This is a genomic window from Niallia sp. WK069_GA_01 (assembly GCF_983173855.1).
On the sequence record NZ_OZ470138.1, the window covers coordinates 2048647 to 2074655 of the forward strand.

At 35.4% G+C, this 26009-nt stretch carries 30 protein-coding genes, 1 pseudogene and 1 riboswitch; of the genes and pseudogenes, 28 read left to right on the top strand and 3 right to left on the bottom strand.

Annotation, left to right across the window (positions count from 1 at the left end):
- Window positions 1-9 precede the first annotated feature (9 nt).
- From AC5LWL_RS09755 to AC5LWL_RS09835, 17 genes and pseudogenes are all read left to right on the top strand, one after another.
- The gene (locus AC5LWL_RS09755; protein ID WP_493434134.1) at window positions 10-834 is read left to right on the top strand and encodes a hypothetical protein; all 825 of its coding nucleotides are present in this window, start codon (window positions 10-12) and stop codon (window positions 832-834) included.
- 11 nt (window positions 835-845) lie between these two features.
- The gene (locus AC5LWL_RS09760) at window positions 846-1694 is read left to right on the top strand and encodes a Mu-like prophage major head subunit gpT family protein (protein ID WP_493434135.1); all 849 of its coding nucleotides are present in this window, start codon (window positions 846-848) and stop codon (window positions 1692-1694) included.
- A gap of 368 nt (window positions 1695-2062) precedes the next feature.
- Complete coding sequence (locus AC5LWL_RS09765; RefSeq protein ID WP_493434136.1) at window positions 2063-2593, top strand: hypothetical protein; 531 nt, start codon at window positions 2063-2065, stop codon at window positions 2591-2593.
- Window positions 2594-2607: 14 nt separating this feature from the next.
- Window positions 2608-2736: a hypothetical protein gene (locus AC5LWL_RS09770; protein ID WP_493434137.1), complete on the top strand. Its 129-nt coding sequence runs from the start codon at window positions 2608-2610 to the stop codon at window positions 2734-2736.
- 38 nt (window positions 2737-2774) lie between these two features.
- Window positions 2775-3326: a phage adaptor protein gene (locus AC5LWL_RS09775; RefSeq protein WP_493434138.1), complete on the top strand. Its 552-nt coding sequence runs from the start codon at window positions 2775-2777 to the stop codon at window positions 3324-3326.
- A gap of 12 nt (window positions 3327-3338) precedes the next feature.
- Window positions 3339-3593 carry a hypothetical protein gene (locus tag AC5LWL_RS09780; protein WP_493434139.1) on the top strand — a complete coding sequence of 85 codons (255 nt, stop codon included), beginning with the start codon at window positions 3339-3341 and terminating at the stop codon, window positions 3591-3593.
- A 2-nt stretch (window positions 3594-3595) separates the two neighbouring features.
- Complete coding sequence (locus AC5LWL_RS09785) at window positions 3596-4543, top strand: glycerophosphodiester phosphodiesterase (RefSeq protein ID WP_493434140.1); 948 nt, start codon at window positions 3596-3598, stop codon at window positions 4541-4543.
- 11 nt (window positions 4544-4554) lie between these two features.
- Window positions 4555-5349: a hypothetical protein gene (locus AC5LWL_RS09790; protein ID WP_493434141.1), complete on the top strand. Its 795-nt coding sequence runs from the start codon at window positions 4555-4557 to the stop codon at window positions 5347-5349.
- Between the two features lie 10 nt (window positions 5350-5359).
- Window positions 5360-7144 carry a hypothetical protein gene (locus AC5LWL_RS09795; protein ID WP_493434142.1) on the top strand — a complete coding sequence of 595 codons (1785 nt, stop codon included), beginning with the start codon at window positions 5360-5362 and terminating at the stop codon, window positions 7142-7144.
- A gap of 10 nt (window positions 7145-7154) precedes the next feature.
- A complete protein-coding gene (locus AC5LWL_RS09800; protein WP_493434143.1) occupies window positions 7155-8966 on the top strand; it encodes a glycoside hydrolase family 32 protein in 1812 nt (603 codons plus the stop codon).
- A 2-nt stretch (window positions 8967-8968) separates the two neighbouring features.
- Window positions 8969-9154, top strand: a pseudogene (locus tag AC5LWL_RS09805) (glucosaminidase domain-containing protein); the annotation flags it as partial.
- A gap of 468 nt (window positions 9155-9622) precedes the next feature.
- Window positions 9623-10507, top strand: coding sequence for a hypothetical protein (locus tag AC5LWL_RS09810; RefSeq protein ID WP_493434144.1), 885 nt, complete (start codon window positions 9623-9625; stop codon window positions 10505-10507).
- Window positions 10508-10608: 101 nt separating this feature from the next.
- Window positions 10609-10881, top strand: coding sequence for an aggregation-promoting factor C-terminal-like domain-containing protein (locus AC5LWL_RS09815; protein WP_493436584.1), 273 nt, complete (start codon window positions 10609-10611; stop codon window positions 10879-10881).
- Window positions 10882-10906: 25 nt separating this feature from the next.
- Window positions 10907-14944: an LPD38 domain-containing protein gene (locus AC5LWL_RS09820; protein WP_493434145.1), complete on the top strand. Its 4038-nt coding sequence runs from the start codon at window positions 10907-10909 to the stop codon at window positions 14942-14944.
- 4 nt (window positions 14945-14948) lie between these two features.
- Complete coding sequence (locus tag AC5LWL_RS09825; RefSeq protein ID WP_493434146.1) at window positions 14949-15131, top strand: hypothetical protein; 183 nt, start codon at window positions 14949-14951, stop codon at window positions 15129-15131.
- Between the two features lie 44 nt (window positions 15132-15175).
- The gene (locus tag AC5LWL_RS09830; RefSeq protein ID WP_493434147.1) at window positions 15176-15604 is read left to right on the top strand and encodes a phage holin family protein; all 429 of its coding nucleotides are present in this window, start codon (window positions 15176-15178) and stop codon (window positions 15602-15604) included.
- On the top strand, window positions 15601-16320 hold the full coding sequence (locus tag AC5LWL_RS09835; RefSeq protein WP_493434148.1) for an N-acetylmuramoyl-L-alanine amidase: 720 nt from the start codon (window positions 15601-15603) through the stop codon (window positions 16318-16320). The genes AC5LWL_RS09830 and AC5LWL_RS09835 overlap by 4 nt, the downstream gene beginning before the upstream one ends.
- 78 nt (window positions 16321-16398) lie before the next feature.
- Here the strand turns inward: AC5LWL_RS09835 and AC5LWL_RS09840 are convergent, their stop codons facing one another.
- Complete coding sequence (locus tag AC5LWL_RS09840) at window positions 16399-16602, bottom strand: helix-turn-helix transcriptional regulator (RefSeq protein WP_493434149.1); 204 nt, start codon at window positions 16600-16602, stop codon at window positions 16399-16401.
- A gap of 273 nt (window positions 16603-16875) precedes the next feature.
- Here AC5LWL_RS09840 and AC5LWL_RS09845 point away from each other — a divergent pair, with 273 nt between their 5' ends.
- The 11 genes from AC5LWL_RS09845 to AC5LWL_RS09895 all read left to right on the top strand — a co-directional run bounded on the left by AC5LWL_RS09845 (window position 16876) and on the right by AC5LWL_RS09895 (window position 22903).
- Window positions 16876-18171: an FtsK/SpoIIIE domain-containing protein gene (locus AC5LWL_RS09845; protein ID WP_493434150.1), complete on the top strand. Its 1296-nt coding sequence runs from the start codon at window positions 16876-16878 to the stop codon at window positions 18169-18171.
- Window positions 18172-18181: 10 nt separating this feature from the next.
- Entirely contained in the window at window positions 18182-18700 is a 519-nt protein-coding gene (locus AC5LWL_RS09850) for a replication-relaxation family protein (protein ID WP_493436585.1), read from the top strand.
- Between the two features lie 13 nt (window positions 18701-18713).
- Entirely contained in the window at window positions 18714-19136 is a 423-nt protein-coding gene (locus AC5LWL_RS09855; protein WP_493434151.1) for a hypothetical protein, read from the top strand.
- A 187-nt stretch (window positions 19137-19323) separates the two neighbouring features.
- Window positions 19324-19761 carry an ATPase, T2SS/T4P/T4SS family gene (locus AC5LWL_RS09860; RefSeq protein ID WP_493434152.1) on the top strand — a complete coding sequence of 146 codons (438 nt, stop codon included), beginning with the start codon at window positions 19324-19326 and terminating at the stop codon, window positions 19759-19761.
- A complete protein-coding gene (comGB, locus tag AC5LWL_RS09865) occupies window positions 19748-20779 on the top strand; it encodes a competence type IV pilus assembly protein ComGB (protein ID WP_493434153.1) in 1032 nt (343 codons plus the stop codon). The genes AC5LWL_RS09860 and comGB overlap by 14 nt, the downstream gene beginning before the upstream one ends.
- Before the next feature lie 12 nt (window positions 20780-20791).
- Entirely contained in the window at window positions 20792-21103 is a 312-nt protein-coding gene (comGC, locus tag AC5LWL_RS09870) for a competence type IV pilus major pilin ComGC (RefSeq protein ID WP_493434154.1), read from the top strand.
- Window positions 21100-21540 carry a competence type IV pilus minor pilin ComGD gene (gene comGD, locus AC5LWL_RS09875; protein ID WP_493434155.1) on the top strand — a complete coding sequence of 147 codons (441 nt, stop codon included), beginning with the start codon at window positions 21100-21102 and terminating at the stop codon, window positions 21538-21540. The genes comGC and comGD overlap by 4 nt, the downstream gene beginning before the upstream one ends.
- Window positions 21524-21844, top strand: a complete 321-nt coding sequence (locus tag AC5LWL_RS09880; RefSeq protein WP_493434156.1) for a hypothetical protein — start codon at window positions 21524-21526, stop codon at window positions 21842-21844. The genes comGD and AC5LWL_RS09880 overlap by 17 nt, the downstream gene beginning before the upstream one ends.
- Entirely contained in the window at window positions 21795-22274 is a 480-nt protein-coding gene (comGF, locus tag AC5LWL_RS09885; protein WP_493434157.1) for a competence type IV pilus minor pilin ComGF, read from the top strand. The genes AC5LWL_RS09880 and comGF overlap by 50 nt, the downstream gene beginning before the upstream one ends.
- Complete coding sequence (gene comGG, locus AC5LWL_RS09890) at window positions 22264-22650, top strand: competence type IV pilus minor pilin ComGG (RefSeq protein ID WP_493434158.1); 387 nt, start codon at window positions 22264-22266, stop codon at window positions 22648-22650. The genes comGF and comGG overlap by 11 nt, the downstream gene beginning before the upstream one ends.
- Window positions 22651-22720: 70 nt before the next feature.
- Window positions 22721-22903, top strand: coding sequence for a YqzE family protein (locus AC5LWL_RS09895; protein WP_493434159.1), 183 nt, complete (start codon window positions 22721-22723; stop codon window positions 22901-22903).
- 50 nt (window positions 22904-22953) lie between these two features.
- Here AC5LWL_RS09895 and AC5LWL_RS09900 read toward each other — a convergent pair whose 3' ends face one another.
- Together AC5LWL_RS09900 and AC5LWL_RS09905 are read right to left on the bottom strand one after the other, a co-directional pair.
- Window positions 22954-23748 carry a YqhG family protein gene (locus AC5LWL_RS09900; protein ID WP_493434160.1) on the bottom strand — a complete coding sequence of 265 codons (795 nt, stop codon included), beginning with the start codon at window positions 23746-23748 and terminating at the stop codon, window positions 22954-22956.
- Window positions 23717-25420: a DEAD/DEAH box helicase gene (locus tag AC5LWL_RS09905; RefSeq protein ID WP_493434161.1), complete on the bottom strand. Its 1704-nt coding sequence runs from the start codon at window positions 25418-25420 to the stop codon at window positions 23717-23719. Before AC5LWL_RS09905 ends, AC5LWL_RS09900 begins: the two co-directional genes overlap by 32 nt.
- A gap of 383 nt (window positions 25421-25803) precedes the next feature.
- Window positions 25804-25895, top strand: a riboswitch (glycine riboswitch).
- Window positions 25896-26009 lie beyond the last annotated feature (114 nt).

Sequence of the window (26009 nt, forward strand, 5' to 3'; positions counted from 1 at the left end):
ATTCATTTTATGTCAATTATCGCCAACCATAGCGACTTATTAAGATTGGATTTACAAGAGTTTAGTGAGGATTTAGCGCCTGCTGATCCAGTTGATACGACACCTGTTGATACACCTGATCCAGTAGATACGGAACCAAGTGATCCTGCTGCCATACAGGAGACTATTCCACAAGCATTTAAGGTTAAATACAACAAAGAAGAAATGGAAATACCTTATGATCAAGCGCCAGATTATATCCAAAAAGGACTTAATTATGATAAGGTGCAGCAACGTTCTACAGAGTATGAACAACATTTAACTAAACTGGCTAATTTGTCTGGCTATACATCTACAGATGAAATGATTCAGGCATTACAAGAGCTAGAACAGCAACAGCAAGTGCAGCAACAAGCACAGCAAATGGGAATTGACGAGGAAACATACAGTAAATATTTCTCTCCTGTTAACGATGAACTATCCCAGCTTAAATCACAGCTGCAGGAGTTTGAAACGAAAGAGATTCAACGCCAAATTGATGCTGATCTAAATGAATTGAGACAACAAGAGGATTTTTCACAGCACGAACAATCTATGTATGAGATAGCCACACAATATGGCATGCCGTTAAAAGAAGCTTATGAGTTTGCTAGTCTTAGAGCGTTAAAAAGCCAATTACCGACTATTCAGCAACAGTCTGAACAAAAGGTATTAGATCAAATAAAAGCACGCCAAGGAAAGCACGTGGAGACTTCTGATAACAATGTAGCTATTGGGTTAGATTTAACACCACAAGAAATAGAGATAGCAAGTAAAATGGGCATTTCGCCTGAAGAATATGCTAAATACAAATAGGAGTGATATAAATGTCATTAGGTAGAGCAGATAGCCCACAATGGGGTAGATTATTAGAACCAGGTTTAAGAAAGATTTTCTTCGAAAACTATCCGGAGAAATCAGAGCAATTTAATCAGATTTTCCAAGTGAATAATTCCAAGAAACAAAAGGAATATGACTTAATCTTAGGAGGATTCACACCATGGGCAAGCAAAGCGGAAAAAGATCCACTTACTTATCAAGATCCAGCAAACGGATATGAAATCACGTACACTCATGATGCGTTTGCAAGTGGATTTAAAGTAACTCGTGAAATGAATGATGATGAACAATACAATGTAATCAATAAACTGCCGAAAGCATTGGCACATTCCGGACGTACAAAAGTTGATACAGACGCTGCTAAAGTATTAAATTCCGGTTTTGACGGTGTTACTCGCCCGATATATGATGGGAAAGCATTATTTGCAGCAGATCATCCATTAAAAGGTGGCGGCACTGCATCCAATCTAATAACTGGTGCTCTTACTGATGCAAACTTAAAGATTGCTATTCAAGCAATGCACAGTGCTCCTGATGAAACAGGAAATAAAATTCAGTACAAACCATCTAAATTAATTGTGCCAAGATCATTAGAGTTCGTCGCACGTGAAATTGTTGGTTCAGAGCGTAAAAGCGGTACTGACTTCAACGACATGAACACATTGAAAGGTTCTCTTGAAGTTGTAGTTTATGACTACTTAACTGACAGTGACGCTTGGTTCATCCAAGATCCAAATGTAAGTGAGTTAAACTTCTTCTGGAGGGTGAAACCGGAGTTCAAGCATGAAGAGGACTTCGATACACTAGAAGCGAAATATCGCGGGTTAACTGCATAGCCCCTATAATCAGTGATGGTTATAGCAAACCGTGAATATGCTGGAAACTCCTTAGAGCCTTCAATACGAGCGCAAGCCGTGACAATTTGAAGGATTGGACAATCAGCAGGGACAGCCATTTAGGAAGCCCTCAACGACTACCAAGCGGCATCTTATGAAGATGATGGTATAGTCTACTCCCTATAAAATATGGCGAAAGCCAGGGTATTAAGGACATGCGTTACAGTTATGGAGTATCGAACTTCAGAGGAATTGTAGGAAGCACAGGAGCATAATATTTATCCCTTTAACGTAGCGGATAATGAGCTTCAAATGGTATAATATAGGTAGAATAAATCACTGCCTATATTATATCTGAGGTGAAAATATTGGGGCGTTATGAAGCTAATCATTCATGGATTCAAAATATTGATGAAGAATACATCATTACTCTGTATACAAAAGATAATATGAGTCTTACAGCTATTTCAAAACTATTAGGTTACGACAGGGGTACTGTTAAAAGACGTCTTGAAAAGAATGGTGTTGACATTGTTAGAAAGCCCCGTTCTGACAAATCGAAAGATAATAGTCCTGCTATTAGGAAAGTCTACTATAAATATGGACTTCAAGCTGAAAGACGAGGATATAATTTCGATATTCCTTATGAATTTTTCACCTATTTAACTTCACAAAAATGTCATTATTGTGGAAATAAGCCATTATCAAAAGAAATCACTAGAAGTGGACATGTTTATGTGTTTAATGGTTTAGATCGAATTGATAATAACAAACATTATACTTTGGACAATGTGATTCCATGTTGTAAGATTTGTAATCAAATGAAAAGTAATTTGGAACATCATGTCTTTATAGAACAAGTAAGGAAAATATATTTGAAGTATCAACAAGAACTTTAAAGGAGCTGGATCATATGGCTAAATTACCTACTAGCGAAGATGGGAAGTTATTAGCGCAATATATTAATGAAAAACTTTCTGAGATGAAAGAAGAGATCATTAAAGAAATTAAAGAATCTAAAAAAGAGACAAAAACAAAGTAGGCAGGGAAATTCCCTGTCTTTTTTTATGAGGTGATGGAATGAACCTTCGAGACATGATTAATGAGGTATTGAAAGATATTGATGATTACCTTTCTGATTCAGATATTACCGGCTGGATTAACAGAGCATTGGATGACCTGACACCAGTAGCAAAATATCAAAAAATGAGCGTAGTTTCATTGGTTGCAACAGATAAAAGTATCTTATTACCGGATGATGTAGAAGAAATCGTTTTGTTAACGGACGATGAACAGGACTATAACGAAATTAATTTGAAAGATAAAACAGGATGCGGCTATAAAAAGTGGGGAAACGTTTTAAGTTTTCAGCCTGTTTTTGATATAGATAAAGACTTCACCTTATATTATTATGCGAAATTACCGCACCTTGCAGCTGATACAGATATACCGGTCATACGATCTGATTTCCATGATTTATTAGTCTTGTATGCTACTGCAAAAGCCAAGTACAAAGACGAGGTTATGGAAATGCATCAAGGTACCATGCAGGAATACTTGGAGAGAAAACGCCAGTATATTGCTGCAGTGTCGAGTGATAATAACGAAGCATACCAAGTGAAGCTTCTGTAAGGGGGTAAATAGATGGCTAGAGGAAATATGCGCCCACAACCATGGGTGAAGAATATAGAAGTATATACGGACTTCTCGGGCGGTTTAAATTCTGTTACAGACCATACAAAAATGGCTGATAAAGAGGTAGCTGAATTGGTTAATATGGATATTTCTCCAAGAGGAACATTGCGGAGGCGGTCAGGAATGATTTTTCACCAGCGCAGAGCCAATTGGGGAGACATCAAAGGGAAAACATGGGGAGAATTGAATGAAATGGAGGTGTGACGATGGCAGAATATACAGATAATCTTAATTTGTTCGAGCCAGGTTCTGATGACAACATTGGAATCGAATCTTCGCTAAAGGATAATTTCGATAAGATAGATTCTAAACTTGGAGATGGATTAAAAGATGCATCCGGTCAAGTGCATACATCACTAGGGACGAGATTAAACAGCGAACAAACAGATTATGAAACAACAAAATCAATCGTTACAGACCTATCCCAAAAGGAATACAACGTCATAAAAGACGATTTTACGAATCAAACACTTGCTAATAGGGGAAATGTATTGGTTGCTCCTGAAAACACGATGGCAGCCTTCCAACATGCTCTAGAAGCTGGATATTGGGGCATTAAAACTGATTTACGTAAATCATCCGATAATAAATGGGTATTAATCACAGATGAAACAGTAGATCGTACTTCAAATGGGTTCGGTGCGGTATCAGGAAAGAATTTAACGCAGCTGAAAGCACTTGATTTTGGTAATAAATTTGATTCGTTTTATACGGATGAAAAGATACCGACACTAGAAGAATTCCTTTGGTTCTGTAGAAAAAATAACATCGTTGCTTATATCGAGTTACGGATTGATATAACAAACGGTGAAGCATCTGAACTAGCCACTATAATTGATAACTACTTTATGACCAATCGAACATGTATCATTTCCAATAATTCAACCAATCTAACCAAATTTAGAGCTTACTCACAGTTATTGCCATTAGGACTAGCTACTGGTACAGTGACTCAAACATATGTCAATTACGCAAAAGATATTAAAAACTGTTTACTCTTTGTAAGAGCATCTGATTTGACAATCGATTCTGTTAAATTAGCAACTGCAGCCAAGATAAGTGTGGATGCTTGGTACGCATACTCTTACGATGACGTAGAAACAGCATTTAAAAACGGAGCTCGAAGGGTTGCTAGCTCCAATGTAAATTATTAAGGAGTGATGATATGCAGCCGAATGCAACGTGCACTTATACATTTAAGCCTGGCCACCATGATTTATTAAAGATGGTCGCGAGAGACAAACGATTAGATGGAAACGGATCATTAAGCGTTTCTAACGGAATATTAAAATGTAAGTCTAATAGTATCACAGAACGTGCTTATGTATTTTGGAACACTTACTTACCATTAGGTGGATGGATGGAAGTACAGTTCGTAGCAAAAGCCGTATCTGGTTCAGGAAATGTCTCTGGGGATGTGTATGAAGAGAACGATTTCGTGGTAGAAGGTGACATAGATCCTATATCAAGCAATGTTGATATTACAGGAGATTGGAAGCCGTATCGATTTATCATACAAGGAGGCATGAGCAACCGTTATGCCCGTTTGGTCTTTGGGCTATGGAAGAGTGTTGTTGGAGAAGTATGGTTCCGAAATATTAATATTAAAGTGTATAACTCTAATATTGTTCCAGAGCAACGATTTGCTGTTATAAAGGGATATAAAAACAATTGGTACTTAGATGATAAAGTGGGACGTTTCGGAAATCAAGGTGTATCAAGTGTAGAAGTAGAGGATGATCGTTTGGTTGTTACGATAGCGGGACCACGAACATGGGGAATGCCTGTTATGACAGCGCACCTGCAACATCGAAATAATCCAGGATATAGAGCAGAAGTTTATACATGGGATAGCTTTACTCAATGCAGGATTTACATTGTAAATAAGGATGGAAACGTTGTTTCTCCAACATCGATCCAAGAAGAATTAACCATATCCTTTATGGCTTACGCTAGATAGGGGTGAATACATGGCAACATGGGGAATTTTAAAAAAGAATACATCTATTCCTAGTAATCGTAACGGTTATGGACAAGGGTATTTCCGTTTTTACAAAGAAGATAGCAGCTACGAAGCTATTATCGCTGTAAATGGACGTTTAATAAGAGAAGGTGGCGATTTACCTATTGAGGGGTTGCCTGATGGTTTTCAAACGGAACGTATGATTGAAGCGGTGCAGTGGAATGGAATACTTTACATTGCAACTGGAACAAAATTAGTTGAATATAACGGTGTTACAGCAAAGGTAGTTGATCCATACAAGGTGCTGCCGTTAGAAGCTCTTTATGTTGGGACCAATGCATTAGCTGATGATCCTGAAAATTACATGCAAGACGGACAAGAAACGTATTTACGAGTGGACGGAGCAGTTCCATCGTTGCAAAAAGGGGTTGCTAATACAAAAACAACCTTTACAGCATTTGTTTCTAAACCTGAAGGGGTAACAATCGAATATAAATGGCAGTATCGTTTATCTAATAGCGATACTTTTTTATTGGGTAAAAATTGGAGCACAGATAAAACTTGGGATTTCACTCCTAAAAACGTTGGTAATTACACCATTCAGGTTTCTGCAAGAGTGCAGGGAACAGCAGAAGAACCAAATGTTGATGCACCAGAAGTTTATCAAATTCCTATTTATACTGTCACTTCTTATGATGAAAACGAAAAAGCAGACACTTCGCAAATTCATACATGCAATCGCATCCTACTTCATTGGAGTAGGCTAATCGTTTATGGAGACACGAAGAACGCAAGAAACATCTATATTTCGCATTTAAACAATTCAAGGTATTTTCCTACCAATCACACTTTAGAATTCGAAAGCGGAGAACAAGAAGCGTTACAAAAGATTGTGAGATATAGAGATTATCTTGTAGCATTTTTACCAACTTCTATACAAGCTTTATACGGACAATCTCCTGAAGATTTTAAACGTGTGGTTGTGCACACGGGATTGGGCTGTGTTGCTCCCGAAACACCTAAAGTAATGGGTAATTACATTGCTTTTTTATCGAAGCAAGGAGTGCAAATTTTAAAGTCTGCGGGTTTAACAGAAGAGAAAATAAACGTTGAAAAAATAGATAGCAATATTGATAACTTAATACCTGTTGATAGTACTGCATGTGCTGTTGTTTACAATAATCAGTATCATATTTGCTTCCCTAAAAATAAAACAAGGTTTCGTTTTTATTATGAACTTGGAGTTTGGACAAAAGATGAATCACCACATATGGACTTTTCTCGTTTGTTTGAATGGGATGGAGATTTAGTAGGACAGTCGACGGAAACAGGGAATATTGTTATGTTTATTGGTTCTGTTTTTAATGATTTAGGATTTGTATATGAAGATCGAGTCATAACAAAATCTTTCGATTTTAACGAACATCATAACCACAAAAAATATAAAGAGCTTCAATTGATGTTAGGAAGAGGAAATAGTGATGTGGATTTATCAGTGCTGGTTAATGTAGATGATAATCCCGTTTTTAACACGATAGAAGGTAAATCCGAGATTGTAGAAGGAACCGTACGTTGGAAAGAAGTTTTATTGACTAACATTTCATTAGATGCTGGAACAGTATTTGGAGCATGGGAACTAGGAGTATCTGCTTTTGATAATACAAAGCAAAGCAAAGTTAGTATTCCATTATCTGCTAAAGGATACGTTACGTCCATTGATATAAGACATACCGGAGATGGACCAAATGTTATTTTAAGTTTGGGGATAATATTTAAAATTAAAAAACCGTAGGTGATAAAATATGGCTCGAATAGAAGAAGGTATTTTTCGTAATTGGGCAAATGGAGATCGAATGTCCCCCGATGATTATAAAAGAGAAAGAGAAATATTACGTGTAGCAATTAATGATATTGATGCAAACGTTGGAATATTGCAGCCAGTAAGTATAGAAGGAATAAAAAATGAAATTAATACGGCTAAAGGGGACGAACTTTCTTTAGATGCTCGTTTTACAAAAACAGAAACAAATATAGGTGATATATCTCAAATTGAACAATCTAATATTATTGATGCGTTGAAAGATAAAGAACAAAAATTAGTAACAGTTAATGAACAGTTGGCGACTATTGGTAATCAAATGAAAGAACAAGAAAATTTATTAGATACTGTTAAATCAAAATTTTTGCCAAATAAAGTATCTAAATTCCAGCAAAACTTTCATTTGAATCCAGTGGACGGGTTTATGAATGATATTCAGTCCGCTTTCTTCCGTAATGGAGAATGGCATTTCTATTTCCTTTTCAATAAAGATTTTAAACATGGTGGGAATGGGACAGAATGGTATCATGTTACGACAAAAGATTGGGTAAGCTTTGAAAATCATGGGGTTGCTATTCCTAAATACACTACCCCACAAGGGGACGTAGCTTCCGGAACCATTTATGAGGACTATGATAATACCTTAGGGTTTGGGATGAATGCGGTTATCGCCTACCTAACATCGTACGGAAATGCGGGTCAAACAACAAACATATGGTACTCAAACGATAACGGTTTTACTTTTAAACCCTATAAGTTTAACCCAATTCAAAATAACCCTACTGGAAGTGCAGACTTCCGTGACCCGTATGTTTTTAGAATAGATGGTATTTTTTACATGTATCTAGCAGAAGGCGGCAAGTTTGGTATTTACAAGTCAACGAACGGTATTAATTTCTCTTATTTACATTCTATCATGATAGGAGGACTAGGATTATTAGAATGTCCTAATTTATTTTTAATGGATGTAGATGGCGACCCTAACCATAAAAGGTGGGTATTGTTCTTTGGTGCGAATGGTGGCGATGAGGTTTCGACTGGTACATACTATATATCCGGTATGACTACTAATGGTGTATTTACTCCCGAAACACCAGCGAAACGATTAGACAGCGGACCCGATTATTACGGTGCTAAAATATTCACAAAAGAAGATGATAACCCGAATGATGTCTTATTATCCACAGCATGGATAGGGAATTGGGGATATACAACAAAAGTACCGTTTGAAGGGTTCGGCGGTAGCATGAGCTTATGCCGTGAATTACGATTAAAATCACACGACGGATATACGATAGAAACCAAATTACTTCCTTCTTTTCGAGATTATTTAAGTAATGCGGTAACAGGTTATGCGATAGATATTAATAATGATAGACGTATACTACCTTTCCTAAATGGGGAAAAATTTTACTTAAAAGCGATATTTAGAAAAAAAGATAATCCTATTACTAGTAAGTTCGGTGTGGTAATAAGAGGTGAAAACTATACGACTACATGGACGTATAACCCACCAAACCAACAATATGATGTGTCACGAGAATGTAATGATTTCCCTAACAATAGTATTTTTGATAAAAAAAGGTTTGTAAATTTACCTTTTAACGGGGAATGGATGGAAGTACATTTTGTTGTGGATTCTACATCAGTAGAAATAGTGTTACCCGACGATACCATTTATACGATGGCTAAATATGGGACGGTAGGAAAAGAGGATATACTTTTATATTGTGACGGGGAATGTATAGTGGACTATGAATATTATGATATTTTAAAAACAGCACAGGGGGAATAAAAATGAGTTTTATTAAAGAAGTTGCAACAGCAGCCGTAAGAATAGGAAAGAAGTATAACATCCTTCCCTCTCTTATTCTAGCACAAGCCTGTTTAGAATCGAATTTTGGAAGAAGTGGTTTAGCTGTACAAGGAAAGAATTTATTCGGAGTGAAAGGAACGTATGAGGGGCAAGGGGTCACTATGTTTAAAAATACTGTAGGATCTATGATTGCCGGGAAAGCATTTGGCTTTCCTATTGGGATTAGTGGAGCTTTAGGATTTGCTTCTTCTTTTATAAAATTCAGTTCGGAATTTTCGATTAAACCGAAAGAAATTCCAGATGGATTAAAAGACTATGCCTATCTTTATTATGCACATAATGAACTTGTATAAGTCGAGGAGGAAATTTAGATGAAAAAAATCCACGCCCCATCTAAATTCTTTAATTGGGGCATATTTTCTTTTAAAACTATTGATATTTTTTTATTTGTACTATTTATATCAACAATTAAATTTTTTGTAGATAACAAAATAGAGTATGCGATTTTTTGTGTCTCATTAATGATATGGAACGAGATTCACAAAAATAATCGTATTAATGATGTTGCATAGGATACTACTGCGACGTAAGCACTTCTTTATGAAGTGCTATTTTTTATGCAAGGAGGAAAGAAAATGGCATGGAAAAAACCGAAAGCTATTGATATAAATGGCTATAAAACAAAAGCAACTTCCATTAATGACCTATCTAAAAACTATGGCATGGACTATTCCCGTGGATATGCCCAACAACAAGCACAAGCGGTGGCAGATGCTAAAAGAACTGGATTAAACAATCAAATGCGACAAGTGGATGATGGTGTAAAAACATCTAACGATGCCTTATCTAGAGATTACTTCCAGAAATATTTACAGCAAGCACAAGGACAAGCGGGCGCAGGTTTAAACAGCGGTATTCAAGCTGATCAGAACCTGCGTTTAAATATGAACAGACAAGCATCATTAGCGGATGTTTATCGTAATGCTGCCACGCAAAAAGCTGGTTTAAGTTCACAACTTGCAGCTGTAGGTAATGAACAGGCTGCCAATGAAAATCAAATTTATAATGATCGATTACAGCAGGCTTATCAGAATGCTATGAGTGATACATCTCGCAGACAAAGTGAAAATCAATCCTTATTAAATGCAGAACAGCAACAAAGAGGTCAGGACATTAATAGTGACCAATGGGCGCAATCTTTCGATAAGTCGAACGAACAATGGGACAAGAATTTTAAAAACCAAAACAGCCAGTGGCAGAAATCATTTGATACACAGAATAGCCAATGGCAAAAATCATTTGATCAACAAGCGAAAGAATACAAAGACAATAAAGCATGGCGTGAATACACTTTCAACAATATGAGCGCTTCAGATAAGGCTCAATTTGAGTGGACAAAGAAAACATATGGTGAAGATGCTGCGTGGAGAATGTACGAGCTAGAGTACAACGGAGAATTACAAAAGTCACAGAATAATGCTCAATTAGAATATTACAAGAGTTTGGGTTTAACGGAGTAACGGGAGGGGGTGATAGCACTTATAAAAACAACTATAAAACACAGCAACAATCCAATAAGAGCGGTTCTTTTAAAACATATCAATCACATTTACAGCAAGCTATCCAAAAAGGCGTTCCGTCTAATTGGGCAACTGCCCTTACAGAGTTAGTTGGAAGAGAATCTTCATGGAATCCTAGTGCGAAGAATCCAACTAGCACAGCGCATGGATATGGACAATTTTTAAATTCTACCGTTGCTAATTACCAAAAGAAAATGGGATTGAATTATGGAAACCCTGTTGATCAGTTAGTAATGATGGCACAGTATGTTAAAGATAGATACAAGACGCCTGAAAAAGCATTGCAATTTTGGGACAAGAATCACTGGTATTAGTTCTAATTGAAAAGGCGGTGCCATGATGGCATATAACTTCAACCGAGAAAAATATAAAAAAATATTAGATAACATGTACGGGGCCGGATCTTTTGATTCCGGTCTTTCTAATGCTCGAGAGATAGGGAGATCAAAAGCACAAGCAGAGATTGGGCAGGCAAATTTTAATTCTTATTTAAAACAAAAGCAAAAAGACCAAGAAGAAAACGACTATGATTTACAACGTGAAAAAGCAACAGATAGCTTAGTAGATAGCGATCTAAAAAAATATATTAAAGACAGACTAAAATCAGGGCAAGGCTACCCAACAGAAGATGAAATCAACGCTTTCAGAAGCGATAAAACCACTAAATATGAGCATCCACGTGATTATGCATTAAACAAACCAACATTAGCAGAAGACATCAGCATGTCTGATTTAAATAAAGAAGTAAAGAAAAATCAAGCGAAAAAGCAAGAACAGAAAAAGGCTGATACTAGCGGATTGGTCAACTTCTTCAAGAAGATGGGAAAAGATACGGACGGTAACGGTCATTCCCAAGGTGTTGATAAATTAATGGGAGCTTTAGAAATACTGGATAGACCAGGTGATGCAGTCCGTACAGGTATTAAGGAAAAAACAGAGGGAAAAAGTTTTTGGAAAGGTGCTGCAGCCGGACTAACAGGAAAAAAAAACACATCAGGGAAAGAATTAAATAAATCATTAGGCTTTGATCCTGATACAGATAACAAGGATAAGGTTCTTTCCAACATATTAGGGAATCAATTGATTAAAAAGCTTCCACTTGGTGATATTGCCGCACCCTTTGTTAGCAAGAAAGCAAAAAACAAAATAGGGAAAGAAGCAGCGGGCGTTGGTTCTGAATTAGCATTGGACCCGTTAAATTTAATTGGTTCAGGCGCTATTGGTAAAGGTGCGGAGATATTAGGTAAATTCGGTAAAGGTGTAAGAACAGCAGAAAGAGTAGCAGAAGAAGCGCGTCCAGTGGAAGAAATTTTAGATATTCCTAGTTCTATAAAAACAGCCACCAATAATGTAGCAGATGTTCCGAAACCTAAGGCATTAAGCCAATATGATATGGATTTTAATAACGCTGTAGATGAACAATATCAATACCTTAAAAATTCTATGGGTAAAGGTGTTCAACCAGGCGGATTGGTTCGAGATCAAGAAGGATATGTAACAGGAGCGTTTGGTCGAGTTTCTAACAATCCTAAATGGTATCAAGATTTCTATAAGGTGAATAATCGTAAACCAAACAATACTGAATTACGTGAATTAGCTGAACAACATGTGAGAGATGGTTTTAGTGATGAAGTGGGGGATGTTCCTGCTTGGAAACCGAAACAGATACAAGAAATCGATGACCAAATAGATGAATTGAATAAATTGTTAATTGAATCTCCTGACCAAGAGCCAGCAATTAGACCGATATTAGAAGCTTTAAAGGAAGATAAGGATGGTATTTTCCAACAATTAAAAACACCTATAAAACAAGGTGGATCTAAAGATTTTGAAGCTATTAGTCCATCAGAAAGAGATGGTGGATCGTTAATTAGAATTAATGAATCTAATATCGATCATTCTCTAGGTGATGCTTCAACATTTAGTGCGAAAGTAAATAGAACTAAACAAAAGAATAATAAGGGATTATTAAGCGATTTACGAACACAATTTATTGATGATTTAGCACCATTAGAAAAATTAGAAAAGAAAATAACAGGTAAACTACCAAGTGCGGAGAATAGTTTATATAAACAGGCTAGATTATTTAAAGGTAGTCCAGAAAAAGCGCACCAAATAGTAAAAGATCAACTTAATCCAATTATCAATAATATTAAGAGCAAGGGGATTAATCCAAAAGATTTAGGTGATTATGCTTTAGCTGTACATGCAAAAGATGTTAACGCAAAAGGAATTAATTCTGGTTTTACTAATGCGGAAATTGATGATGTTATTAATCGTTTAGGTTCCAACGATATGGAAGCAGCAAGAAACGAACTATTGAAAGTAAATAACAATACCCTTGATACATTGTCAAAAGGTGATAATCCAGTAATAAGCAAAGAATCTGTTCAGGCAATGAATGAAAAGTGGCCAAATTACATGTCGTTATTCCGTGCTTTTGATGATGATAAAATTGAATTTAGCAATGGATTAAGCAAAGCATTAACCAATGGCAGCAGCCCTATAAAAAAATTAGAGGGATCCAGCAGAGAAGTGATCGATCCATTAGAGAGCATGATAAAAAATATTTTCAAAGCTACTAATGTTGCTGATAAGAATAATGTCGTTTCGAAATTAGGTGTTCTAGCAAAACAAGATACGGAAGGTAATTTCATTCGTCAAATACCTGACAATGAAGATACTGGACGTTTGAATGTTATAAGCGCCATGGATAATGGAAAAAAAGTAAAATATGAAGTTCCGCCAGATGTTTATAGAGCCATGATGAATCTGGACAAGGAGTCTACGAATACATTAATAAAAATATTACAAAAGCCTGCATCTACTTTAAGAGCCGGCGCCACATTAACACCTGAATTTAGTTTGCGTAACCCATTACGTGACGTTCCGCAAGCGTTCATTGTTTCTAAATCAGGTTTTAACCCTATTGTCGACTTTCCGGTAGGATTATGGCAGTCAATTTGGAAAGGCCGCACGATAAAAATAGGGAACAAAGAATTTAAAACCGCTGGGGATTTATACAAACAATTTATCAAAGAAAACGGCGGATATGGTAACATAGTATCAATGGATAGAAAATTACACCAAGAAACCCTTAAAAAGGCATTATCTGAGTCCAATACGCATTATGTAGATGTACTAAATCCAAATACGTTTAAATCTCTTTTAAAGAGCCTTTCTAACCCTTTAAACACATTGAGAAATGTAGCAGATATAAGTGAATCAGCTACAAAAGTTGGTGAATTTAGAGCGGCATTACGTTCTGGAGCATCACCACAAGAAGCAGCCTATAGAGCTAGGGACATTATGGACTTTGCAAGAGCAGGAGTTAGTGTAAGGGAAGCTAATAAAGTTGTAGCTTTCTTAAATGCTAATATCCAAGGTAAAAGTAAACTATGGAGAGCATTTCAGGAGAATCCAAGTAAAGTGATTGGCAAATCGATCGCTTCTGTTACTTTACCCACAATAGCAGCTATAGTTGCTCAAAATACCATGGCTAATGAAAGGCAAAGAGAAGTTCTAGATGATGCACCACAATATCTAAAAGATACCTTTTATTTAGTTCCAATTCCGGGTACTGATCAAATTGCACGGATCCCTAAACCATTTGATTTAGCTTTTGCTTTTTCTAATACGTTTGAACGAGCAATGGATTATGCAATGAAAAATGATAAAGAAGCATTTGACGGATTCTTAAAACAAGGCTTTTCTGCAATGTCTGTACCAACTATGCTTACGGGAATAGCGCCGATTGTAGAAGGAATGGCAAACTATTCTTTCTTCAGACAAGGTCCTATCATCCCGCAACGAGAACAGAATATGGATTATCCTGATCAATATGATATTAACTCATCTGAGACAGCAAAATTTGTTGGCAAACAGATAAATAGGCTTACTGGAGGTGATGGTGCATTCAAAAATTTCGGTTCTCCAAGAGTAATTGACAATACAATCCAAGGGTTTACTGGTGGTTTAGGTACTTATGCAACAAACGTCGTGGATTTATTACTTGATAGTGCCAATCTTACAGATAATCCCGAACGTCCATCGAAAGGTATTGATCAAAAAGCTGTAACAAAAGCATTTTTAGTTAATCAGTCGGGTTCAGGTGCTTCCTTAGATAAGCTATATACATTAAGGGAGAAACTTAACAAAGCAAAAGGATCTGCAAAAGAAAATGATTCACGCTTTGATGATACGACTAAATTAAAAATGATTAATGATGCAGCAAAGGAAATCAGCGATATTAATAAACAAATACGTTCAATTCAAAATTCTTATGATTATACTGCCGATCAAAAGAAGAAAGCGCTGGATGAACTTATTCAGCAACGAAATGAAATTGCCCGTCAAACAGTAAAAAGTATGGAGTGATGTCATGGCTTGGTATCATTGGATTGCAGTTTATGCTATAATAATAGCAGGGATATTATTTACAATAATTCCTGATAAATCCATTTGGATATGGTTGGTTATTATTATACTAGGCATAAGTGGCGCCTTATTAGGATTGCTGCTTCCACATAAAGAAGATAAATATGCGATGAAGAAAGAGGACTAATTTTAGTCTTCTTTTTTTATTGACAAAATTAGGAGGTAATTAATTTGAAACACAACACAGATACATTATGGGTAGTTATGACAGGCGGCACTATATCTAGTGCGGCTTATTTGTTTGGGGGGATAGATAAGTTGTTAATTGCATTTGTCATTTTAATGTCGTTGGATTACATCACTGGAATTATGGCTGCTTTTTATGACAAGAAAGTTTCGTCTAAAACAGCTTTTAAGGGGTTGATGAAAAAAGGAGCTATGTTTTCACTCATCATTGTAGCAACTCAGTTAGACATCATTTTAGGTAACCAAGGGTTGTTTATCAGATATGCAATTCTGATGTTTTTAATCGGTACTGAGGGAATAAGCTTAGTTGAAAATCTCGGCCGTCTTGATGTTAAGGTTCCAAAAGTTTTATCCAATGCGTTTATCCAATTAAAAGATAAAAATAACGAGAATGAAAAAGGAGAGGATCAATGATGAAAATTATGTTAGATGCAGGACATGGAAAAAACACGCCAGGTAAACGTACGCCGGATGGAATGCGCGAGTGGGAATTTAATGCTAAGACGGCTCAATATGTAAAAGATTATCTTGGAGATTATCAAGGAATTGAAACAAAATTTGCTCATGATACTACTGGTAAAGTCGATATACCTTTAACATCTCGTACAAATGCAGCTAACGCTTGGAAAGCAGATGTCTACGTATCGATCCATGCTAATGCTGCAGGAAGCGGATGGAGTTCGGCGCATGGGATTGAAACATTTACGTATACAACTAAACCTAAAGAAGCTGTTGCGCTTGCAAAAAAAGTGCAAAATGCGATTGTAAAAGCTACAGGCCTTACTAATCGTGGTGTAAAAGCAGCAGACCTACATGTTGTTAGGGAAACACACATGACAGCCATACTTATCGAATGCGGTTTTATGACAAATAAGGCAGAAGCAGCATTATTAAAATCAGATGCATATCGTAAAAAAGTTGCTCGTGCTGTTGTGGATGGTTTAGCAGATCAGTACAACTTAAAGAAAAAAAATAAACCAAAACCAGCACCAAAAAAAGACGAGCCTAAAAAAGATTCTAAGAGCATTCATAAAGTACAAGTTGGTGCTTTTGCAGATGAACAAAACGCAGAGAAATTAGCTGCAGAACTAAAGAAAAAAGGATATCCAGTGCATATTGTAGAAGAATAAGCAAATACTATTCTTACAGCATGATACCTTCGCAAAGACCCTTCTCATAAAGAGAGGGGTTATTTTTGTTTAACTGCATTATTCATCTATCACCTCATACAAATCATCTACTCTACAATTGAATAATTTGGCTAGAATATAGGCTTTATCTATAGGGATGTAACTATGCCCAGTTTCGTAATTTCGATATTGTTTGACGCTAACACTTACTTGTTCAGCTAAAAAAGCTTTTTTATAACCACTCTTTTCACCAAGAATCTTGATGTTACTTTTTATTTTCATTCTTAATCACCTGTTTTATGTATTCCACTCTTTTGGCATATTTCCTTTTGGAAATTTAATTAGCTTATTCGTGTAAATTTAATTAGCATAATAGACATGCTAACCTTCATACCATTTACTATACCAAATTTATTACCACCCTAGTAGCTTGATCGAGCATATGCCAGATCTCTTTATATCAGTATCTAAAGCTATCATTTTTCCATGCTAGATGAGTGGGATAGATTATAAATAATCTATAAAGAGGTGGCGTAGGAAAGGAGGAAAAACGGGTTGATCTTTGAAGCAGTCACAACAGCACTCATGGGAGGGCTTGCTCTACAAGCTCACCTGTCCAAAAGTGGAATGGGTAATGACTCTAAAAAATTAAACAAAATATTTGCTCTCACAGGATTAAATGTAAAAGACGGCAAACAAACATTGACCACTCAACTTGTAAAGAAAAGAAATTATGAATGGGGGACAGAATATCGCTATCGAATACCTTTAGGAAGGAGTTTCGAGGATTATGTATCTAAACAAAAATCAATTGAAGCTGGGATAAATTCACGTACAGTAAAGATACTGATAGGAGATCTAAAACAGCTAAAATTAGACTCTAAAATCATTTCGAATATAAGAAGTCTATATAAGAAGAAACTAACGGAGAGGAAGGAAATAGAACTATCATACGACGGAATGTTAGTTATACGAGTTTACAATGAACCGATGCCAACGCTGGTAGAAATGTTTGAAGGGAAAGAGTGGTCAGTGCCGATTGGAATTATGAGAGAAAAGAATAAATCCATACTGCATGACTTTGAAAGAATCCCACATTTTGCACTAGGAGGAGCAACAAGATATGGTAAATCTAACTTAATAAATGGAATCATCATTTCCCTTATCATACAGCAGCCAAACAATGTTAAATTGCATCTCATTGACTTAAAAGGTGGAGTGGAGTTATGCGACTATGAAAACATCAAGCAGACAGTATCAATTGCATATGAGCCTGATCAAGCAAAAGAAGTGCTTGAAAATGCTTATAACAAAATGAGGGAGATGCAGCAGAGAGTAAGAAAATTAGGGAAGAAGAATGTCCAGGAAGCGGGAATAAAAGAAAGGCATTTTATTTTTATCGATGAGGTAGGCGAATTAAATCCTGACGAAGCGGTAGATCGTGATGAAAGGGACCTGAAAAAAGATTGTCAGAGATATATGAGTCAAATATCAAGACTAGGAGCGGGGTTAGGATTCCGATTGATTCTTGCTACACAATATCCGACTGGTGATGTTATACCTCGCCAATGTAAACAAAATAGCGATGCAAAGCTGTGCTTTCGAGTCCAGTCTTCCACAGCATCAAGAGTGGTATTAGATGGAGAGGGAGCAGAAAAACTTCCAGAAATAAAAGGTCGTGCCATTTACCAAACAGCTGATAAAAAAGTCATTGTTCAAACCCCACTAATCACTTCTGAAATTATTCATTCCATTATTGATACCCATGTAAGAGAGGTGAATCCAGTTGAAGCAGCTAAGCAAGCGCCAAGAAGCAATCCTATTGTCATTGAAAAAACTGGACTTTCTTAATAGGAATCAGTTGCAAACCATCCACAAACTGGGAAAAGTTCGTAATGCAAATAGAATCCTAAAAGAACTGTCTCCATACTTAGAAAGTTATAGGGAAGAGTATTCATCTATTTACTACTTAAATGCCGAGGGAAGGGCATATGTGAACTCTAATAAGGTGAGAAGAAAGAATCCATTTGTTAATCACACAATTTTGAGAAATAACTTCTATATTTTCGCGAAATATCCAACAGAATGGACAAATGAAGTCAAAATAAGCGATGGAATTACAAATTTAGTGACAGATACCTGGTTTAAAGTGAGCGGTAAATATCATTTTTTAGAAGTGGACTCATTACAAAAGATGAAAGAAAATCGTGCCAAAGTGAATAATTATGTCGCCTTATTTAAAGCAGGACATTTAGCAAAACATTTTGGATATTTTCCACCATTGATATGGATCACAACTACTGATTTGAGAAAAAAACAGCTTAAAGAACTGTGTAAGGAAATACCTTGTGCTGTATATACAAATGATGAAATTAAATAGGAGGATGGTTCATATGCAAACAATAGCATTTAATCAATTTATGGATAGCAGTTATAAGATGAAAGAAAAGAAGAAATCAAATGTAGGTAAGATAGCTAGAAGGGTCGGAACTACTATAGCAGTACCTTTATTTTTAGCGAAACCTGTGTTTGCTGCATCAACTACAAACGACGTTGTGCCAGTAGGCGCAAAAGAATGGATGGGAGAACAAACCTTATCTATGTTGGCGCATGCTTTGGATCCATTGGTGGACGTGTTAGTCGCTTTATCTTTCCCGATAGCTTCAGTAATTATTGTTGGCGGCTGTTTCTTTTTTATGCTAGGCAATTCAGAAAAAGCATGGTCCACAATTCAAAATGCAGGATTAGGATATGTATTGATACAAATTTCCCCATTAATATTAAGTGTGTTGAAACAGATTGGAAATGCAGTATAAAAAATAAAGGTCAATCGGTGACCACATGACCACACGATTGACCACACACTAATATGAATTAGCGTTAATTACTATAAGTTAATTAGGAAGGGGGCAATAGATTTTACTGTTGATATTACTGTATTTTGAGTTATTTTGTTCATTGGGGTGAACTATCGTGAATTATTGATATAGTCCTGATATTATAATGGTTGGAGAGATAAGAGATGCAGAAACAGCGCATATTGCTATTCGAGCAGCTTTAACTGGACATTTAGTTATTACCACCATGCATACAAGAGATGCAAAAGGAGGGGTTCATCGTTTGATGGAATTCGGAATAAATAAACTGGAAATTAAACAAACGTTGATTGCTGTGACAGCACAGAGGTTAGTAGAGTTAGTATGTCCATTTTGCATGGATGATTGTTCATCATATTGTTTCAGCCTAAATGGTCAGAAAAAAAGGGCGAGTGTTTTTGAAATCATTACAGGAAAAACCATTCTCCAAATTCTTGAAGATAAGGATATGGAAGCAAAAAAGAAGGTTAAAACATTAGCGCAAAATATTAATAAAGGAATTGCCTTAGGTTTTATTAAAGCAACGGAATATGAGCGTTGGGTATATGTTGATGAAAAAGAATAAATGGTCCCTTACAGAACAGGCACTGCTATTAAAAAATATTGGAGAATTATTAGAACAAGGCTACTCCTTGGCAGAAGCGGCACATTCTACTCTTTATTATTTGCCACATCATAAGCGCGAAGAAATTCGTTCCTGTATAGGGGCATTAAAAGGAGGTGAATCTTTTTATGAAAACTTAAAAAAGCTGAATTTTAATCAACAGTTAATCAGTTATGTCTTTTTTGCTGAAAAACATGGTGGTTTTGCAAAAGCCTTTCAAGATGCTAGCAGAATGATAATAAGCAGGCAGGAAACGATAACAAAATTAAAGAAAATCCTCTATTACCCACTTTTTCTGATATCCTTCACCTTGATCCTTTTCTTTTTTGTACAGCAAATCCTTCTACCGAAATTTACAAGTCTTTTTCTATCCATGGATTTAAAAAAGAATCTATTTATGGTTATCGTTATTGGGGCTGAGAAAGTGATTCCAATTGTTTTTACACTTGTTATTGGATGTTTTCTTCTGTTGTTTCTTTATTATCATTTCTATTTTAAAAAGCAGGACAAGATTGCTCAGTTGAATCGACTGGTTCGGATGCCCTTAATTGGGCGCTACTTTTCTTTGTATTATACGCATGTTATTTCCCTCCAATTAAGCTATTTATTATCAAGTGGCTTCTCCATCTATGAAAGTCTTCAATTTTTTCAACAAAATAAACAGCAGCAATTATATTCGGAAATTGGAATAATCGTAATAGATCATTTGCGAAGTGGTGAGCGATTAGAGAAAGCTTTTAACGCCATAGATTTTTTGCAAAAAGAATTACAGCGAATTTTGCAACATGGTCAGGAAAACGGAAGATTAGATCAAGAACTACACTATTTTAGCAGCTATTGCATTCGTACATTTCAAGATGGTATGAACAAAACAATAAAAATCATCCAGCCAAGTTTATATGCCTTTGTTGGCATATTAATTGTTTCTTTATATTTAGCGGTATTGTTACCGATGTTTCAGCTTTTAGATGGATTTTGAAAGGAGAAAAAAATGAAAAATGAAAAGGGCTTTACGCTAATAGAAATGATGATTGTTCTTCTCGTAATTTCCATATTGCTTCTTATTACCATTCCTAATGTTACAAAACATAATTCTAAAATTAACAAAACGGGTTGTGAAGCTTTTATAAAAATGGTGCAAGCGGAAGTGCAGTCCTATTATATGGATGAAAAAAAGTATCCAGAGGATATGGAAGACTTAGCGGATGCTGGCTATATTATGGAAAATCAAACAACTTGTCCGAATGGAAACGCTGTTGCAATTAGCAGTAATGGAGAAGTTTCCGTTGTTAGTGATCCATGATAAAAAATGAAAAAGGCTTCACATTAATCGAAATGTTCGTATCACTATCGATATTTTTGATTCTTATCTCTTTATCGCTTTTATTATTTAGACCACAGCAAGCAGCCGTTAAAGAAAAGATGTTTTTTGCCACCTTACAGTCGGATTTGTTTTATGCACAAAGCTATGCTTTATCACATCAAATGAAACTTAATGTTTATATCTACCCAAAGGAGAAGCGTTATTATATTAGAGGTGATCAGCAGACAGGGATAATTGTAGATCGTTATTATGATGAAAGCGTGATAATAAATAAAGATTTAACTACTATTTCCTTTTCAATAGTAGCGAGTGGAAATGTAACAAAATTTGCTACTTATTATCTTTCAATAGAGGATAGACAGTATACTTTTACTGTTCAAATAGGCAAGGGAAGATTTTATGTTACGAAATTGTAAAGGCTTTTTATTACCAGAAATCTTTTTATCTCTATCTGTATGGTTTCTTTTAACACTTTTCTTTTTTCCTGCTTATACCCATTTATTAAAACAATTCCAACAATTAGACCAAGAACAGCTATCTAATCAGGTTTTATATGAATATTTACAAGGATTTCTTATAGAAGAAAAGGAAAAAGAGACAATAGAAGTGGAAAAGGAAGGAGTAAGCTATACAATACAATGGACGAATGGGCAGGAGGTCTGTTTATATTATGAAAATGTATTTCGAAAAAAACAGCAAATTTGTGAAAATTACGAATAAAGGATTTATCTTGTTAGATATGCTGTTTGCGTTATCTCTTTTCTTAGTAATAGTCTCCTTTATACCACCTACATTGAAAATAATCGGTAATAATCAAATAGTAGCTATTCAATTGAAAGAGATGGAATGGCAATTATTTGTCAGCCAATTAAAAAAAGAAGTGAGGATGTCTGAAAACATCTATGTCGAAAATAATAAGCTGTTTATGTATATTGATGGAGAAAATATTCAATATGAATTATATACAGATAAAATACGAAGAAGAGTGAACGCTGCTGGACATGAGGTAACATTACAAGATGTAGCGGCGGTTCAATTTTCTGAAATACAAAATGGAGTTAAGGTGAAAGTGAAAAATAAGTATAATCAGCAAAAGGAAGTGTTGATTTGGAATTATTTACAGCATGAAGGAGGTAATAATGGTACGTGATGAAAAAGGGTTCATTTATCCGATAACATTTTGTGTATTTACCATCTTTATTCTCTTTTTTCTTGTGATGGTTCAATTATATATAACAAAAAAACAAATGACGCAAGAAATAAAAGCAATGTATAGTCAAGATTATTATTTAATGAGTTCGTTAAAGAATATAGAAAAAAAACGGTCAAATGAAGAAGAACTTCCAAATACTGGCCAATACATCTATAAACATGCAACGGTTTCTTATAAGATTACCGACTATTCATCTTCAGTAGAAAAAATAGAATATTCCTTAATTGCACCGTCTAATTACCGAATCTGGGCTTTAAGTTATTATGATAAAGAACAGAAAAAAATGACAAAATGGGTGGAGGTAGTCAAATAAATAGCTATTAAAATGAATAGTTACGAGAAGAGCTGGTTATTCTATAAGTAAAAGTATGTAGGTGATAAAAATGAATACCAATGATTATGTTAAATTTTTAACACAAACATTTGTGCAGTATATGGATCAGCCAAAAGATCAACGCCAAAAATTAAGAGCGGAACGGAAAAATCAGAAAGAACCTTTTATGCTGCGTTGGTTCGGCATCTTGCCATATGCAATTGCGGCGAGTGTCAAAAGAAGACGGAAATAACTTAAAAAACTGCTAATTAGAATTTGATAACTTCTGATTAGCAGTTTTTCTTATATCGCTTCAGTTGCTAAATAAAAGAATCCACCATTGATAATCGATATGTTTATTTTCGGTTCATACTGTTCTTGCAAAGCCAGTCTTTCTGTATCTAGACTTTCGGATTTCTCCTCTAAATCTTCATAAAAATGCTCTAACAACTTTAAGTCTTTTTCCCATCTTTTTTTTGCTTCTTCTGCCCAAGTATGGTCTTCTTGCAATAAGGATTGATTAATTGTATTTTCTATCCTGGTTATCCCACTCTTCGGCATAATAAGAGGGGATAAAGTAAAGGCGAAATCAGGGATTTTCGCAGATAAAGCCAGTTTTTTGATTCTTTTTTGAAAATCACTCACGATTTGCCCATTAATAAGCTGAAGACCGATGGACTGATAAACATCCCTTTTTCGATCACATTGATAGGAGATTTTCATATTAATATTGAGCCATGGCTTTAAAGCAGTGTGCTGTTGAAGCTTGCCTTCCATATTTTCATATAATCGAATATATCCAGATAGTTTTTTGGAACAAGCAAATAATTGGTGAAGCCTTGGTGAACCAAAATGAATTAATTCTCCTTTTACCTCTTTTGGAGCAACGTTCGGATTTGTTATTAAGGTTAGCTTAGCGGGATTGGGTGTACCACCCGTTTTCTCAAGATAATGCCAATAAAATGGTCGGTTCATCAGTTCCTTATCTAAATCAATCGTTAATTGCACTATCATATAACCTTGATTATTTTCTATTATTTCACAATCATTTGCTTGAAAAAAACGCTCAAGAAATTGATGTATTTCCTGTTGCTTCATATTGCTCACCATCCTTCAGGTTTTGAGCAAATTCAATCATGCTCGTTAAGTTCTCCATTTTTATCTTCATTTCCCCTTCAGAAAGAGAGTTAGAGAAGATATCAACCATATAGTCATCCATATTGCCAAAATCTAATTTTGTTAATATATCATCTAAATCACCGATGACTTTTTCAAATAAATGAATTTTTTCATATAATAGTTTTAAAATATGGTCCTCAACTGTATTTTTAACAGCAAAATTATAAATCATTACATCCTTTTCTTGACCTAAACGATGTATTCTCCCAATACGCTGTTCGAGCCGCATCGGATTCCATGGCAAATCAAAGTTTATAATATGATTACAGAATTGCAGGTTGATTCCTTCTCCGCCTGCTTCTGTCGCAATTAATACTTGCGCATGATTTTGAAATAAATCTTTCATCCAATCCTTTTTCCCTCGTTTAAAGCCGCCTCTGAATGGAACAGAAGTAATGCCATGCTGTTTTAAAAACCATTGCAAATACAGCTGTGTAGCTCGGTACTCTGTAAAAATAATCACTTTATCATTTATTTTTTGTATGAGCTCCAACGCTTTTTCCGCTTTAGAATTCGATTTTATCGCTTCCACTTTGCTCATTAGCAATTGTACATTCTCTGTTAACAAAGCAGAGGGCGCTTCTGCTTTTTTTAGCATATTCTGCAGGGTATAATAGACTGCTTCTCTGCTGCTGCATGCCTCCCGCTGTAATGTAATCATTGAAAATGGATTTCTGCCTGTGTTTTCTTCGTGATAATGGCTCTTTAAATGCTCAATCGCATCATAAAGCTCTTTTTCTTCAGGAGAAAAATCAATCGTTACTCCTTCAACGATGCGTTTTGTCCATTCAATTCCAGTGTCATGTCTTCGATTTCGAACCATGACTTTATTGACTAGCTCTTTTAAATGTTCATCATCGCTAACAGAACGGGCATCTTTTTTATATTTTTCATAAAAACTAGATTCATTCCCTAAATGACCAGGTTTAAGCAAAGAAACAAGGTTAAAGATTTCACTGACACGGTTTTGAATAGGAGTTGCAGTTAATAAAAGGCAAAACTTCTTTTTTAGATTTTGAACAAATTCATAGTTTTTTGTTTTATTATTCTTTAATTTATGTGCTTCATCGATAATAACTAAATCATAATCTTGATTATAAATAATGTCACGATGCGGTTCTCTTTTTGCAGTATCAATAGAAGATACGACAATATCACATTGATCCCAAACATAACTTTTTCTTTGGATTACAGCTGGAATAAAAAATTTTGAATTTAATTCGACTGCCCATTGTGTGACAAGGGAAGCTGGCACTAATATAAGGACTTTTTTTACGAGTCCACGAATCATATATTCTTTTAAAATTAGACCTGCTTCAATGGTTTTGCCAAGTCCCACTTCATCTGCTAAAATAGCTTTTCCGTTCATATCTTCAATAACTTTTTTTGCCACTTCTAATTGGTGGGGAAGTGGGGTTAAATCAGATAAATGATTAGGTGCCTGAAGGCCTTCAAACTCATGAATAATGGTATGTTGCTCCACTTCGAGGGAAAGTTTAAATAATTCCCAATTTGCCCATGGACCATCATCTGTCATTCGTTTTAATAATTCGTCATTCCATGAATGATCAAAATTAATCTGAATCGTCATGTATTGTCATCCTTTCTATCTCTTTTACCCGTTCTTGCCTAGTTGAAATAATCAAGCTGAACGTAAGGGAGTAATTATTGAAAAATAATATATAGAAATATTCACATAAATTTATGATTTAAAATGAAAAAAATATTGCCTCATTTTTATCAAGATGTTAGGATGAAGAGGTGAAAAGTTTTGAAAATTGTCACAAAATAATGCTTTTTATCGTAAAACATGAACAAAATCTATAAAAGCAGTTCTAATCAATCGTTTTTTCTTGTTAATAGAAATAGTATAAAACGAGAAAGCGAAACAAAAATAAAGATAATACAAACAAACTATATTTTCAGGTAATAGTTAGTACTAGTATGACCAATAGAAATAATTTTATAATGCGGATGAGAAATAGGGGAGAGACTACTTTTGTAGCGCCGAAGGAGCAAACAATCTATTTTGTGAATCTCTCAGGCAAAAGAACTCTATTTTGACGCAGCTCTGGAGAGTGCTGTTTGAAAATATTTTACAGCCACCAAAGGGGACAGCCGATTTCGGTAAACTTTCAGGTGCAAGGACAGAGACCTTACTTAATGTATTAAGGGAGGTC